The organism is Terrimicrobium sacchariphilum (assembly GCF_001613545.1).
GTDB lineage: Bacteria > Verrucomicrobiota > Verrucomicrobiia > Chthoniobacterales > Terrimicrobiaceae > Terrimicrobium > Terrimicrobium sacchariphilum.
This window is the reverse complement of record NZ_BDCO01000002.1, coordinates 1,500,623-1,513,708: the sequence shown is the minus strand read 5'-3', so window position 1 is coordinate 1,513,708 and position 13,086 is coordinate 1,500,623. Positions and strand designations below refer to the sequence as shown.

At 59.8% G+C, this 13,086-nt stretch carries 10 protein-coding genes; 9 read left to right on the top strand and 1 reads right to left on the bottom strand.

The window, feature by feature from the left end; all coding sequences use genetic code 11:
* Window positions 1-217 precede the first annotated feature (217 nt).
* The 6 genes from TSACC_RS07145 to TSACC_RS07120 are packed head-to-tail and all read left to right on the top strand — an operon-like array spanning window position 218 to window position 6,877.
* Window positions 218-919, top strand: coding sequence for a pilus assembly FimT family protein (locus tag TSACC_RS07145; RefSeq protein WP_075078681.1), 702 nt, complete (start codon window positions 218-220; stop codon window positions 917-919).
* Window positions 882-1,367 (top strand): hypothetical protein, encoded by a 486-nt coding sequence (locus TSACC_RS07140; protein WP_075078680.1) that lies wholly within the window; start codon window positions 882-884, stop codon window positions 1,365-1,367. The genes TSACC_RS07145 and TSACC_RS07140 overlap by 38 nt, the downstream gene beginning before the upstream one ends.
* Window positions 1,336-2,103 (top strand): prepilin-type N-terminal cleavage/methylation domain-containing protein, encoded by a 768-nt coding sequence (locus tag TSACC_RS07135; protein ID WP_084400270.1) that lies wholly within the window; start codon window positions 1,336-1,338, stop codon window positions 2,101-2,103. The genes TSACC_RS07140 and TSACC_RS07135 overlap by 32 nt, the downstream gene beginning before the upstream one ends.
* Window positions 2,087-5,455 (top strand): hypothetical protein, encoded by a 3,369-nt coding sequence (locus tag TSACC_RS07130; RefSeq protein ID WP_075078678.1) that lies wholly within the window; start codon window positions 2,087-2,089, stop codon window positions 5,453-5,455. Before TSACC_RS07135 ends, TSACC_RS07130 begins: the two co-directional genes overlap by 17 nt.
* Window positions 5,452-6,123 carry a hypothetical protein gene (locus TSACC_RS07125; RefSeq protein WP_075078677.1) on the top strand — a complete coding sequence of 224 codons (672 nt, stop codon included), beginning with the start codon at window positions 5,452-5,454 and terminating at the stop codon, window positions 6,121-6,123. Before TSACC_RS07130 ends, TSACC_RS07125 begins: the two co-directional genes overlap by 4 nt.
* Window positions 6,124-6,136: 13 nt before the next feature.
* A complete protein-coding gene (locus tag TSACC_RS07120) occupies window positions 6,137-6,877 on the top strand; it encodes a hypothetical protein (RefSeq protein WP_075078676.1) in 741 nt (246 codons plus the stop codon).
* Window positions 6,878-6,970: 93 nt separating this feature from the next.
* Here TSACC_RS07120 and TSACC_RS07115 read toward each other — a convergent pair whose 3' ends face one another.
* Entirely contained in the window at window positions 6,971-8,347 is a 1,377-nt protein-coding gene (locus TSACC_RS07115; protein WP_075078675.1) for an acetylxylan esterase, read from the bottom strand.
* A gap of 125 nt (window positions 8,348-8,472) precedes the next feature.
* On the opposite strand from TSACC_RS07115, the gene TSACC_RS07110 reads away from it, so the two are divergent.
* From TSACC_RS07110 to TSACC_RS07100, 3 genes are read left to right on the top strand one after another with little or no spacing between them, the layout of a single operon-like run.
* Window positions 8,473-9,402 (top strand): polysaccharide deacetylase family protein, encoded by a 930-nt coding sequence (locus TSACC_RS07110; protein ID WP_075078674.1) that lies wholly within the window; start codon window positions 8,473-8,475, stop codon window positions 9,400-9,402.
* Window positions 9,402-11,330 carry a GH92 family glycosyl hydrolase gene (locus TSACC_RS07105; RefSeq protein WP_075078673.1) on the top strand — a complete coding sequence of 643 codons (1,929 nt, stop codon included), beginning with the start codon at window positions 9,402-9,404 and terminating at the stop codon, window positions 11,328-11,330. Before TSACC_RS07110 ends, TSACC_RS07105 begins: the two co-directional genes overlap by 1 nt.
* 20 nt (window positions 11,331-11,350) lie before the next feature.
* Window positions 11,351-13,012, top strand: coding sequence for a glycosyl hydrolase family 28-related protein (locus TSACC_RS07100; protein ID WP_202815920.1), 1,662 nt, complete (start codon window positions 11,351-11,353; stop codon window positions 13,010-13,012).
* The last annotated feature ends 74 nt before the right edge of the window (window positions 13,013-13,086 follow it).

Genomic DNA, 13,086 nt, shown 5'->3' with positions numbered 1-13,086 from the left:
CCTCCCCCATGAAGCTCAGTTGAATCCGCTGCAAAGGCGTGATCTCTCAGGCCTCTCCTCCCCCCGTGCTGTACATTCAAAAACGAATCTCCCCTCTGCTCTATCGTTAGAATTTAAGAAGAATGGAAACGCGAAAGTCGGGTCCTAGTGTATATACAAAGCAAAACGACAGACCCGGATGATTCCGCAGATGTCACCCCCTGAAAATCAATCACCGATGAACCGTTTCCCCACAACGTCGACCACAAGCAAACGCGCGGCATTCACGCTGATCGAGTTGCTCACCGTGATGGCGATCGTGGCCATCCTTGCCGGAGCCAGCCTGCCCGCCATTTCCTCGCTGAGTCGTTCCAACAACCTGAACGGATCATTGAGCGAACTCGCCGGACTGCTCTCCCAGGCACGCCAATATGCCGTGGCCCAGCGCACGTACGTCTGGGTGGCCATGCGGGAAAACAACGACGATCCCCGGGAACCCTCCATCGACGTCGCCCTCCTGGCATCGAAGACTGGGATGCAACCCTCCTCTCCCTGGGCGGCTCAGGGTACGGTGCCAAGCGACACCATTTCTCTCCTCATTCGTCCAAAGACGCTCAAGCAGGTGCGTCTCGAGGAGGCGGGCACTTTCACGCGCCAGAATATCTCCGACCTGCCGGCTCAGCCGCTGATCGGCTCGGACAACAGCCCGGCCGATGGCAGCGTAACCTTCTCCGTGCGCCTGCCGGGGACCTCGAGCAATGTGAGCTTCGATCGCGTCATCCAATTTTTGCCAGATGGGGAAGCCAGGGTGGCAGACAGCCCGATCGACATCATCGAGATGGGAGTCCGCTCGATGCGAGGATCAGTCGCTGATCAAAACAACATTGCCGTCCTTCGGATCAATGGCCTCACCGGACAAACACGCGTCTATCGTCCGTGACACTGATGCCGCATTTTCCCTTGTCGAGGTCGTCCTCGCGCTCGGGATTTGCGCCTTTGTCCTGGTCGCGATGATCGGCCTCTTCCAGGTCGGCCTCACCTCGGCCCGGGAGTCCGAGGCCCGGCTGCAAGCCGCCAACATGGCGTCGCTCCTCATTGCCCAGCGAGCCTCGTCCCTGACCAATACCAATTTTGCCATTCCGGCCTCGGCGTTGTCACAATCCTACGGAAACGCCTTTGCCTCATCCAATGTCTACGTCGGAGAAGACGGGCGCATCACCAGCAACGTTGCAGATGCGCTCTATCGCATCACCTGTTCCGCCGGTACAAACACCACCACCGGACCCTACGCTTCCCAGATCTTCCTATCGTTAAGCTGGCCGCCCCAGGCCGCCCGCGCCAACTCCCAAGGCAGTTATGAAACGCTCACCTACCTGCCGCTCCGCTAGTCCAGCAGGATTCAGCCTCATCGAGTTGCTGGTGGCCGTCGCGGTGCTGGCCTTGATGACATTGATGCTGGGGCAGTTGTTCTCGACCGTGAATACGACCTGGCTCGGCGGCCAGGCGCGAGTCGATAATTTCTCCAAGTCGCGCGTCCTCCTGGATCTCCTTTCCGAGGATCTCCGCAAGGGGGTCTATCGCAGCGACATCTGCTCCTTTCCCAACTCCGATATCGCGCTTTACACCCAGCGCGCCGGGTTCGCCAAGGGCGCAACCAATCTGCGCGACATCTCGCTGGTGACCTACAGTCTCCAGCCCGACACGACCTTGCAGCGGGCGGATTATGCAGTCACATTCGCCAACACCGCCGGCATTACCTTCGGCAATACCAATTCTCTTCCCGAGACGGCTAATGCGGTCGCACGCGACACGGTTTCGGGAGTCTTGGGATTCCGCGTCCTCTTCCTCGGGACCAACGGGTCGCTCAGCTCCACCTACAATGTCACCAATGGTCTGCGTGGTTTTGCGGTAGGCCTGGCCGTGGTCGACCAGAGAACCCTCGAAAAGCTCTCCGCCGCCCAGCTTCAGAAGCTCCAGTCCGATCTCCACGACAAGGTCTCCGGAACGAACAGCATTCGCGCCGACTGGCAGCACTACATGGATTCCCAGCTGCCTTGGGACAGCTATCCCCGTGATCTGGGACGCGGAATCAAAATCTTCGAGCGTTATGTACCTCTCCGGTAGTTCCCCCTCCCGCCTGCGCCAGCGGGGCATCGCCCTTGTCGTTGTCCTGTCGATGGTCGTCGTTGTCGCATTGATTCTGATCGCGTTTGTCACTGCGATGCGCCTGGAGCGAACGGCCTCGACCAGTTACAGCCAGTCAATCAATGCCGATGAGATCGCCCGGGGTGCTCTGAGCCTCATCACGGCCGACCTCATCAACGAAATGTCCGCCGACGCGCCCCCGAGCCTGGTCCTTCCCAGTCAACCACCCTCGACAACCAACAAGCCGCTCTTCACCAATGTCACGGCGAGCAACATCGAGCCCCGCCGTGTCGGCACCAACGCCAGCATGCCCAATCTCGTGCGCGTCAGCACGACCACCTCGGCCTATACGAACGGCGCGGCGAAAGGCCTCACCGCCTCGTCCATCAGCTCCACGACAAAATCCGCTGATGGCCGTTATGTCGCACGCGCCCGCTGGGAGGCCCCTTACCTCGGGAGCTACCCCACGGATAACGACACCCCCCGCTGGGTGATCGTCACGCGCGGCGGAGTCACCAATGCCGGCACCTTCAGCGGAGCCACAGCACTTAACTCGCCGAGCCAGGCCAATACCAACTACGCCATCGGTCGGTTCGCCTACGCCATCTACGATGTCGGTGGTCTGATCGACGTGACCGTTGCCGGATATCCCGGTGGAAAGCTCACCCCTGCCGATGTGCAAAAAATCAAGGGTACTCTGGCGGGTGTGGACCTGAGCGCGCTCGGCATCGACGCCGATGCCCTCGTGAAGTGGAGAAATGCCGAGTCCTCGCTCAGCGGCAGCACCTACCTCTCGCTGATCACAAACTTTCGCAGCACCAACTCCGCGGGTTCCGTCTATCCCGGAGACACGACATTTCTCAGCCGTCAGGATCTGATCCGCGCCGCCAAAGCCAATGTCGCCGGGCTGTCGACCAACTCCCTGACGAACCTCACAGTCTTCAGTCGCGAACTCAACGCCCCGTCCTGGCGCCCGACCACCCCGACCGGCAGTACCATCAACTACGGGCTGCTGGCCAATACCGCATCGTCCACCAATACTTTTGCGCCTCTCGTCCGCTTCGACAAAACAGGAACCATCTCCTCGTACAAGCTGGACGGAACAAAGTTCACCTACAATGTCGTGCCCGGCGACCCAGTGGTCTCCCGCCGCTTCCCACTGGATCGTCTGAGGTGGGTCACCCCCAACGGTCCCGCCAATGGCGGAACACCGCAAAGCATCCAAGCAGCCTTTGGCCTTCTCTGGGACCAGACCACCGGGGTCTGGAAATACGTGGGTCCCACCGGAACTGCCGAACAAACCACCATCAAGACACTGGCTCAGATCGCTGCGGAAAGCACCCCCCGGGAGCCAAACTTCTTTGAACTCCTCCAGGCGGCGATCCTCACGGGTTCCCTCGGTCTGGACAGCAACCCGACGGTCACTCGTGCCTTCTACACGAAGCACCAGGCATTCAAGACCTTCAACATCTTCCGTATTGGCGCATCCATCATTTCCTCCTACGAAAGCTCCGCGGCCCCTGTCGTGGTCGAGTATACCCAGTCGGGAGCGCCCTGGCAGGCAGCCGGTGTGGATGATCTCCCCTATCTCAACCTTTTCACCATCTACGGCGGCAAGGCCTCCCAGGGAGTAATGGGCAACTACCTGCTGCTGAGCTTGTGGAATCCTCATCAGGCCACGACCAACACAACCTCCCGTCCGCGGGTGCGCATCGTTGTTCAGGGCTCGGCCCTTGTCGGCAACAAATACGGCAACATGTCGACCATGATCGATCCCACGCCCACCACGGCCGGGTCCGCCATGCCCGGCTATACGAATTACTTTGACTCGACTGTGGAGCTGGAAGATTCCGGCACGAACGGAGTATACGGATTCCGCGACCCCCACGTCACCTATCCTCAGGATTTGAAAACCGCCTCCGACTGGCAAAGCATGCCCTCTGTCCGCGGGAATACCTATAGCGGCCTCAAGCTGCGCGACTTTACCTACGACCCCACCCGTACCATGCCGGTCGGGGACCCTAACGCTGGCTTATGGCAAAACCTGCAGTTTCGCCCGTCGTTTGACAAAACCGATCCTTTCAACGTCCGGCTCGAATATCTCAACTCCAACGGCGCCTGGGTGGCCTACAACTATCAAGCCGGCCTGAATGACCCCGCCACACAGTATTCCAAGGCCTTCCTGCAATACGCGGCATACATGGGGCCCGGCTTCGTCCGAGTCAGTGGAGTGACGAATGCCGCTGCCGCCGACCCGGTCCCCTTCAGCCCTCCGGATACAGGCGTCGCCGACGGGAATAACAATATCTTCTACTATCGAAGGTACTCCTATTACGCTCAGGACCCTCGCTCCATCCGCTTCAACTTTACCCAACACCAGACGTCGACAGACAGCAAGGCGGCCTGGGATGCGTATCTGCGGGGATCGCTCCAATCCTCTGTGACAGATCCATACTGGATGCCCAACGGTTGGAAGGGCGCGCAGGAGTCGCCGGAGATCTTCTCCGTAGGCTGGCAGTGGCTTCCCTCCGGTATTGCCCGGAACAACAATACAAATTACGTCAACACCGCGGTAAGCACCGAGCCGGTCCTCGCCAGCTACAAGGACCCCGACGGAGTTCAGCGCCTCGCCGACAGCGGTCTCTTCACCGAAAATGCTTACGGCAATGGCTGGGTGGGCGATCCCTGGGCCGCCTCGGCCGACCGCACGGCCGACCGCCCATTCATCCTCAACCGCCCCTACTACAGCGTCGCGGAGCTGGGATATGTCTCGCGGGATTACGCCTGGCGCTCTCTCGACTTCTTCTCCGACAAGAGCGCGGATGCCAGCCTGCTTGATTTCTTCACGGTGGATAATACGACCAACTCCTACTCGGTCGGAAAGGTGAGCATCAACTCGCGCAATCCGGCGGTCTTTTCCTCTTTGTTGAAAAACACCATCCCCGACATCAATACCCTCTCTTCATTTGCCAAGGCCGATGTCATCGCGTCCAGCATCGTGGCGTCGACCGCGACAAATGCGATCTACAGCAAAGACCAGATCGTGAGCCAGATCGTGGCGTCGCTCGGCGCGGCCAATTTCTCCACCAACGACGAGCAGAAGGTTAAAGCCCGCCGCGAGGGCGTCACCCGGGCTCTGGCCGATGTCACCCAGGTCCGCACCTGGAATCTCCTCATCGACATCTTTGCCCAGGCTGGTCGTTACGGGCCGAATGCGACCTCGCTGGACCAGTTTACGGTGGAGGGTGAGCGTCACTTCTGGCTTCATCTCGCCATCGATCGCTTCACCGGAGAAATCGTCGATCAACAACTCGAGTTGGTTAATCAATGAACTTTGGATTCCGTATTCTGACTCTTTGTAGCCTGGCATCCTGCCTTATTGCTCATCCCGGGCATGCGCAGGCCAGAATCGATGTCCCACCACCCGCGAGTCCATTCATCGCGCCGATCCCGGAGTTCGCCGACTGGACTGTCGTCACAACCCAGGGAAAGACCGACTCCAGGCCCCCTGCCTCTGGGGAATCACCCAAGCCCTCGATCATCCAGACCACGCGCACCAAGGAAGTCCGCCGCCAGCGGTCAACCTTCCCCAATGGCGAGAGTCTGGAACTCTGGATGCTGGGAACCCTGTTCTTCACGACAGGCGAGAATGGCCGTGTGGCCATCAGCGACCTCATGGACAACGTCGGTTTTGAACCCTCGTCTCTCAATGCGTTTCCCGGCTTTTCCTGGCTGAGCCTGTCGAACTACGCCGGCACACGCACGGTGGAAAAGGGCACCTACTATTATTTCACGCAGTCCGGCAAAGAAGCGTGGATCGACATCACGTCCAAACTGCCCTTCGCCCTCAATGACGGCACAAGCTACACGCGCTACACTTTCGCTGCCCCGCCCACCGCTCCCCTGGCTCTTCCCGAGGCAATGCAAAGCCGCTACGACAGGTTCGCCCGCCTCATGCAGCGCGTGAATCGCATCGACGCCGACGCGAAGCGCCAATAGCACCCCTCTCTCCATGAAACCATCCCTCTTCGGTGTTACGGCGCTGTTCACCTGCTCCGCAGCGCTTCAGGCCAACACCGTATTTCAAGACGACTTTAGCAAGGCCAACGCCACCGGATCGGAAAAAGCGGGAACCGTCGAATCCTCAGGTAACTGGCAGGGAGGGCGATCTGCGGTCGGCGTGGATCTGGTGGCTGATCCCGCACTTGGCGCAGGCCAGAGCATGCAGATCCATTTCCCGCCAAACGCCTCGGTTTACACGACCTTTGAACCCGTTTCGCTAGAGAACGTCGGCGACAAGATCGAGGTCAAGTTCCGCTGCCGTTTTCCCACCGAGCAGGGGCCGGCCATCTCCGGCCTCCGCTTCGGTCTCTACAATGTGGAGGATGAGGGAAAGACGATCAATGGCTCGGGTTATATGATGACAATCGACCCAGCCACGGGAAAGGGACCGTCGATTTCCTTTGACCCCAATACGAGTGAAAAGACCATGCTGGGCGGCTCCGATCCGGTGCCGATCGTCGCCTTCGGCGGGACCGCCAAACCCTTTGGTACCGAGGCTCACATCATCACTTTCACGTTGGAAAAGGCGGCGGACGGGGTTCATATCGCCTGGTCCCTCGACAATGTTCCATCCGCCCAGGGCGTTGATGCGAATTCCAGCGCCACGACTTTCAACGCCTTTGTTCTCGGTCTCGGTGGACGCACCGACAGCATCAACATCGACGACGTCGTCATTACCAAAACGCCCTGACTCTTGTCCTGAAGAGTAAACGTCCTGCCAGACAAAAAGCCCCGGTCTTTCAACCGGGGCTTTTGCTTTATATGTCGGAATTGCGCAATATTCTCAGGGCGTGGCGGGAGCGCCATTCTGCTGCTCCTTCGCCTTGTTGATCAGAGTCTCGGACACCATGTTCCAGAACTTGGGATCATCGTGACCATGTCCATTCGACGGACGGTTTTCCACGGACTTCGGGCCGGGAATCACGTTGTACGCGGCATACTCGCAAGTGGGCGGAGTGATCAGGTCAACGAAGCCGATATAGAAATGGATCGGCGACTTGATCATCGTGGCCATATTGGTTCCATCGGCATAGCGAGTCGCCTCGACCACGACCGGGTCGGGCTTGCCATCCGGGCCTTTCGGAATGGGCTTGGGCCAGCCCCCGATGCGTCCGGCAGTCACTCCGGCAAAGTCGCACAGGCCGGGAATCGCCGTGAAGGTGTAGGTGACCTTGGGCTCGAGAGCGGCCCCGGCAATCGCCTGCCCTCCACCCTGGCTGCCGCCCATGATCATGAGCGTGTGGCCGTCCCACTCCGGCTGAGCCTGGAGGAACTGCAAGGCGCGCAGGACGCGGAGATACATCCCGACGAAGTAGAAGTTATCCCGATTATCTCGGCCGCGCACGCGATAGTCCTTCAGCTCACCGCTATCGAGCGCGGAGTAAAACTCCTTGGGCTTGCCGTTGGGAAGGCCATGGGCGTTGATCGTCATGGCGATGAAGCCCTTCTGGGCATAGCGGATGGGGCCGAGGAAATCGGAGTTGCGCACACCTGCACCATCCACGATCAACAGCGCCGGGGCGCTCTTCGGCTTGGCATCGGTGGGCATGGAATAATATCCGGAAACCGGAGCGCCCCCGGTGCAGGCGAGCTGCACGTCAAACACGCGGGTGCCCGGTCGATCCGCCGGGGCAGGCACCTCGGTCATCTTCGGATCCATCGGCAGGGCCGCGAGTTCCTTTTTCTTTCCTTCCCAAAAGGCGACGAAGTCATCCGGCACAGGCAGCGTGGGGCGGATCTCCGTCACATCAATACCCGCCGCGGCGGCCGCGGTGAGATTTCCCTGCGAGGGTGAGGCAAAGTTGACATCGCAGCGCAGGAATCCGGGTTCGTCGAGCTTCCCGCTCACGGTGGCCACGCCGTCCTTGATATCCGCCGTTCCATTCTGGACCGGATCGGCATTATCCTTGGAAATCTTCCAATACACCTTGCCCTCGGGAACAGGCTGCTTGTTTTGCTCCAGGGTGATCTTGAAGGTCACGTCCTCGCCTTTCTTGTAAAGAGCGTCCGGCTTTTCTGTCTCGACTGTGACCACGTATTCAGCGGGAGATTTCCCATCCCAGGAGGACGTGGCGGAGAGACGATCGACGCCGAGGAAGCACAACGACGCAAAGGCTAGAATCGGCAGTCCAAAGGACCGCCCAAAGGGGAGGATTCGCATGAGGAAACCATTAGTCATACCTTGCGAGGCCTCAACCTGCCGCCAATTCTATTTATAGGATGACATCCGGATACACGAGAATAAAAGGCGCGCTAGAGTAAGAAGCATCCTACTCTTTCTCTCGTATGACTCTCCCTGCAACGATCGGCTTCTCGCCCGGCGACACGCGTATCTCCCGATGGCCCAATGGAAAGAAAGCCGTGTTTCAGCTCCAGTTTGACGACAATGCCGCAAGTCAGCTGCTGGGCGCCATCCCGGAACTCTGCCGCAGGGGAATGGCAGGCACGATCTACGTGAATCCCGCAAATGAGCCTTGGAAAACCCACGAGGAAATGTGGCTGCATCCATCGCCGGGGATCGAGTATGCCAACCATACCTTCAGCCATGTCGGCGCGACGAGCTTTGATCAGCTCGATGACGAACTCACGCGTTGCGGCGAGGTGATAGCGCGCTGTTATCCCGATCGGCCGTGGCCCCGTCTCCTGTCTTTTGGGAAACCGGGCGGAGTGCCGTGGACAGTCACTGAGGAAGAGGTCGAGCGCGCTCTCGCAAAGCATCACCTCGTCAACCGCCCACCCTTCAAAGGATACCCGTTTCAATTTCCAGGAGGTCTGGAGGAAATCCTCTCCCTGGTGGACACAGCGCTCGCGAGCGGAGGCATGGAGTATTATGTCTTTCATGGAGTGGGCGGAGACTGGCACTCCACCCCATGGGAATGGTTCATCGCCCTGCTCGATAAGCTCGAGGCCCACCGCGGCGACTACTGGATCACGGACCCGGTCTCATGGCATCAGTATGAGACGGAACGCGACGCTTCGACATTCACGGTACAGGCCGATGGCGAGGACGAGATCCGTATTTCCCTCTCCTGCCAGGCTGATCCCGTATTCTACGATATCCCGCTCACTCTGGAAACAGCCGCGCCCCACGACTGGACGCAGGCTCTCGTGACCCAGGCCTCACGCAGTCAATACGTTCCGATCGTCGATGGATGGATAATGTACGACGCCATCCCCAATGCCGGAGACGTCACCATCGATCCCGCCCACCCGTAATGACATCGCTCGTAGATCTCGTCAACCCGCTCCAGGGTACCACGTCGGACAAGAATTTCTCGACCGGCAATACACTCCCCATCACGTCTCTCCCGTTTGGCCTGCATCACTGGAGCCTCCAGACTCGCGAGGATCCATGGTTCTTTCACCCTGGCGACCGCAAACTCTGGGGCATCCGGCTGACGCATCAGCCCAGCCCATGGATGCTGGATTATGGGGCGCTGTTGGTCTCGGCTTTCCATGGTCCGATCGCCGAAACGCCCGCCCTGCAATCCTCCGCCTATCGCATCGTGGAGTGCCGCCCCCATGTCACGCGACTTCAGCTCCCGGGCCAGGGGATCGACATCTCTCTCGCACCTGCCCCCGCAGGACTGTTGCTCGTTTTTGAAACCCGGTCGGAGGCTCCGCTAAAGATCCGGTTGTCCTTCCGCCAGGAGTTTTCGGTGGAAACCTCCGATACCCTCGTGCATGGGCGCACCACGGATAACAGCGGAGGCGTACCCGAGGGGTTCGGACTCTCCTTCTGCGGTCGCTTTAGCGATCGTCCACGTCATGTCCACAGTCTTCCCAACGGGACATGCTGGGAATTCGCCCCGGGAACTCGCCGGGTGGAACTTCGCCTGGCCGCGTCGTTCATCGATGGCACCATCGCCCGATACGCTCTCGCCTCCCAGCTCGATGGGCACTCGTTTTCCGAGATTGAAGGCTCCGCAGCCCAGACCTGGGATGCCCTGCTGGGTCGCCTCGATTTCCCCGATCCGGAGGACTCCCGCCGTCGCACCTTTTACTCCTGCCTTTACCGGACCCTTCTCTTTCCGCGCCTGCTCACGGAGAAGGACCCGTCCGGAAATGACATCCACTACAGCCCGTATGATGGCGCAGTCCATACGGGACCACTGTGCACGGATAATGGGTTCTGGGACACCTACCGCACAGTCTACCCCCTCCTCGCTCACGCCTTCCCCGACCAGCTCACGACCATCCTTCAAGGCTGGCTCAACGCCTGCAAGCAGGCGGGATGGACGCCCAAGTGGCCCAGCCCGGGGCTGAAGGACTGCATGATCGGGACGCACTTCGACGCCGTGGCGGCGGATGCCGTAGCCCGCGGCATCACAGGCTGGGACGTGGAGGCCGTATTCCCTTTTCTCTGGCGCAATGCCACGGAGCAGAGCAGCGATGGACGCTTTGGCCGCCAGGGACTGGAGGACTTTATCCAGCTTGGTTATCTGCCAGCCGACAGGCACCGGTACTCGGTTTCCGCGACGCTGGATTATGCCTATGGTGACTTTTGCGTGATGCAGGTCGCTCGGCACCTCGGCAGAACCCGCGAGGCCGAGCTTCTGTCCACCCGCATTGGCAATTATCGAAACGTGTTCGATCCTTCGGTCGGGTTCATGCGGGAACGCAACAGCGACGGCTCCTGGTTAAGGCCCTTCGGGGAGTTTCGCTGGGGAGGCGGCTTCATCGAGGGCGGCCCGTGGCAGCACTCCTTCCATGTCCCACACGACATCCCCGGTCTGGCCTCGTTGTTTGGCGGAGAAGCCGCCCTGGAAGCCAAGCTCGACGCGATGCTCTCCACCCCGCCACTGTTTCAGGTCGGCCATTACGGCTTTGAAATCCACGAAATGACGGAGATGGCGATGGCGGGTTTCGGTCAATACGCGCACTCCAACCAGCCCGTCCACGGCTACCTGTTTCTTTATGCGCTGCTCGGGCAGCCCGAAAAGACCTCGCATTGGGTACGCAAGGTCTGCGACGAACTATATGGGCCAGAGAAGCTGCCGGGCGACGAGGATAATGGCGAGATGAGCGCCTGGTACATCTGGGCCAATCTCGGCCTGTTTCCCCACTGCCCCGGCCGCCCCGGACTGGTCTCATTTCAGCCGCCACATACCCGCGCCTCGGTGCGCCGCGATCTGCTTCCTTAAACCTCCGCCCTCTACCGCATATGTCACTGTACTCCCCCGGCAAATTCGCCGTCACCTGCATCGCCGCAGTCGCCCTCTCTCCGTCCCTCATGTCTGCAGCCGACAACTGGCGCTCCGCACTCTACCCGGAGGACTGGAAACCGGGCTACGAGGCACCCGATGGCGGGTATCTGCATGATTTCTCCTACGCAGGATATCAACGCGGAGAACAGCCCATCCCCGATCGCAAGGACAATGTCATCGACGTTACCTCAGCACCGTACTTGGCCGACAAGACGGGCCAGACCGATGCCACCGCCGCGATCCAGGCGGCCATCGATGCGGCTGGCGATGCAGGCGGCGGAGTGGTCTTTCTGCCCGCGGGCACCTACAAGGTCGCCCCATCCGCGGAGGGCAAAAATGCACTGCTGATCTCCGGCGACAGTGTGGTCCTCCGGGGTGAGGGAAAGGACAAGACCTTCCTCTTTAACGACTCTGTCCAGATGCGCAACAAGAGCGTCATCACCATCGGTGCCAAGAATGGCCTCTGGTGGGGGTCCAAGGGGTACCCCACCGTACCAATCACCCAGGACCTGTTGAAACCTACGACGGTCATCCCTGTGGCGGACCTCGCCGACATGGCGGTGGGCGACTACGTCGTGATCAGATCCGACATGACCCAGCGCATGATCGATCAGCTCGGTATGACCGGCGTGTGGAAACCAACCGACTCTTATCTGCCAGCCCCCACCTACGCCCGTCGCATCACGGCCATCGATCCCTCCGCCAGGACGATCACGGTAGACGTGCCGCTGCGCGGGTTTATCTATGCAGCCGACAACGCCAGGGTAGCCATCCTCAAAAAGGCGAAACCCGTACAGGAATCCGGCGTGGAATACCTCTCCATCGGGATGAAACAGCATCCAGGCGGGGGACTGGATGACGATGATAAGAAGAACATGACCGAGGGCACGACCGCCTATGAGATCTTCCGCGCTGCGGCGCTGATCTTTGACGGGGCGGAAAACTGCTGGGCTCGGGGCATTAGCTCTTACTGTCCGCCGGGCAACAATGCCAACATCCACCTGCTCTCCCATGGGGTACGGCTCATGCGCACACGCAATGTCACAGTAGAAGACTGCTTCTTCGCCTATCCCCAATATCGCGGCGAAGGCGGCAACGGCTACATGTACACCTTGTACGGAAACGAATGCCTCCTGAAGAACTGCACCGGCAAGGGCGGGAGGCATAATTTCTCGTTTGGCGAGATGGGATCGACTGGTAATGTTTTACTCAATTTTCACGCCATTGATGGCCGCCTCCCCAGCGACTTCCATATGTACCTTTCGCGGGTCAACCTCATCGACAATGCCGTCGCTGATGGAGACTACTTTGCTGCGGTCAAGCGCTTCGCTCCTCCGACCCACGGCGAGACCACCTCGGAGTCGGTTTTTTGGAATACCAAGGGCCTCCGCTACCAGCCGGAGGTCGGCGAGTATGCGGGGCATGCGACAAAAAACCCTCAATTTCTCATTATTTCCCATCAGTGGGGACAGGGCTACGTCATCGGCACTCAGGGACCGTGCCACGATGTCGAGACAGACGACTTTTGCGAAGGTGTGGGCCGGGGAGAAGCCCTCCTGCCCCAGTCCCTCTACGAGGATCAACTCAGGCGCCGTCTCGCAACGACCAAGCCACAGTGACCACTCGCTAACTTTATGTTTAGCGCGGGGGCGCTCCTGGATGTAGAAGATTCCGAGAGTCACCTTTCACGACA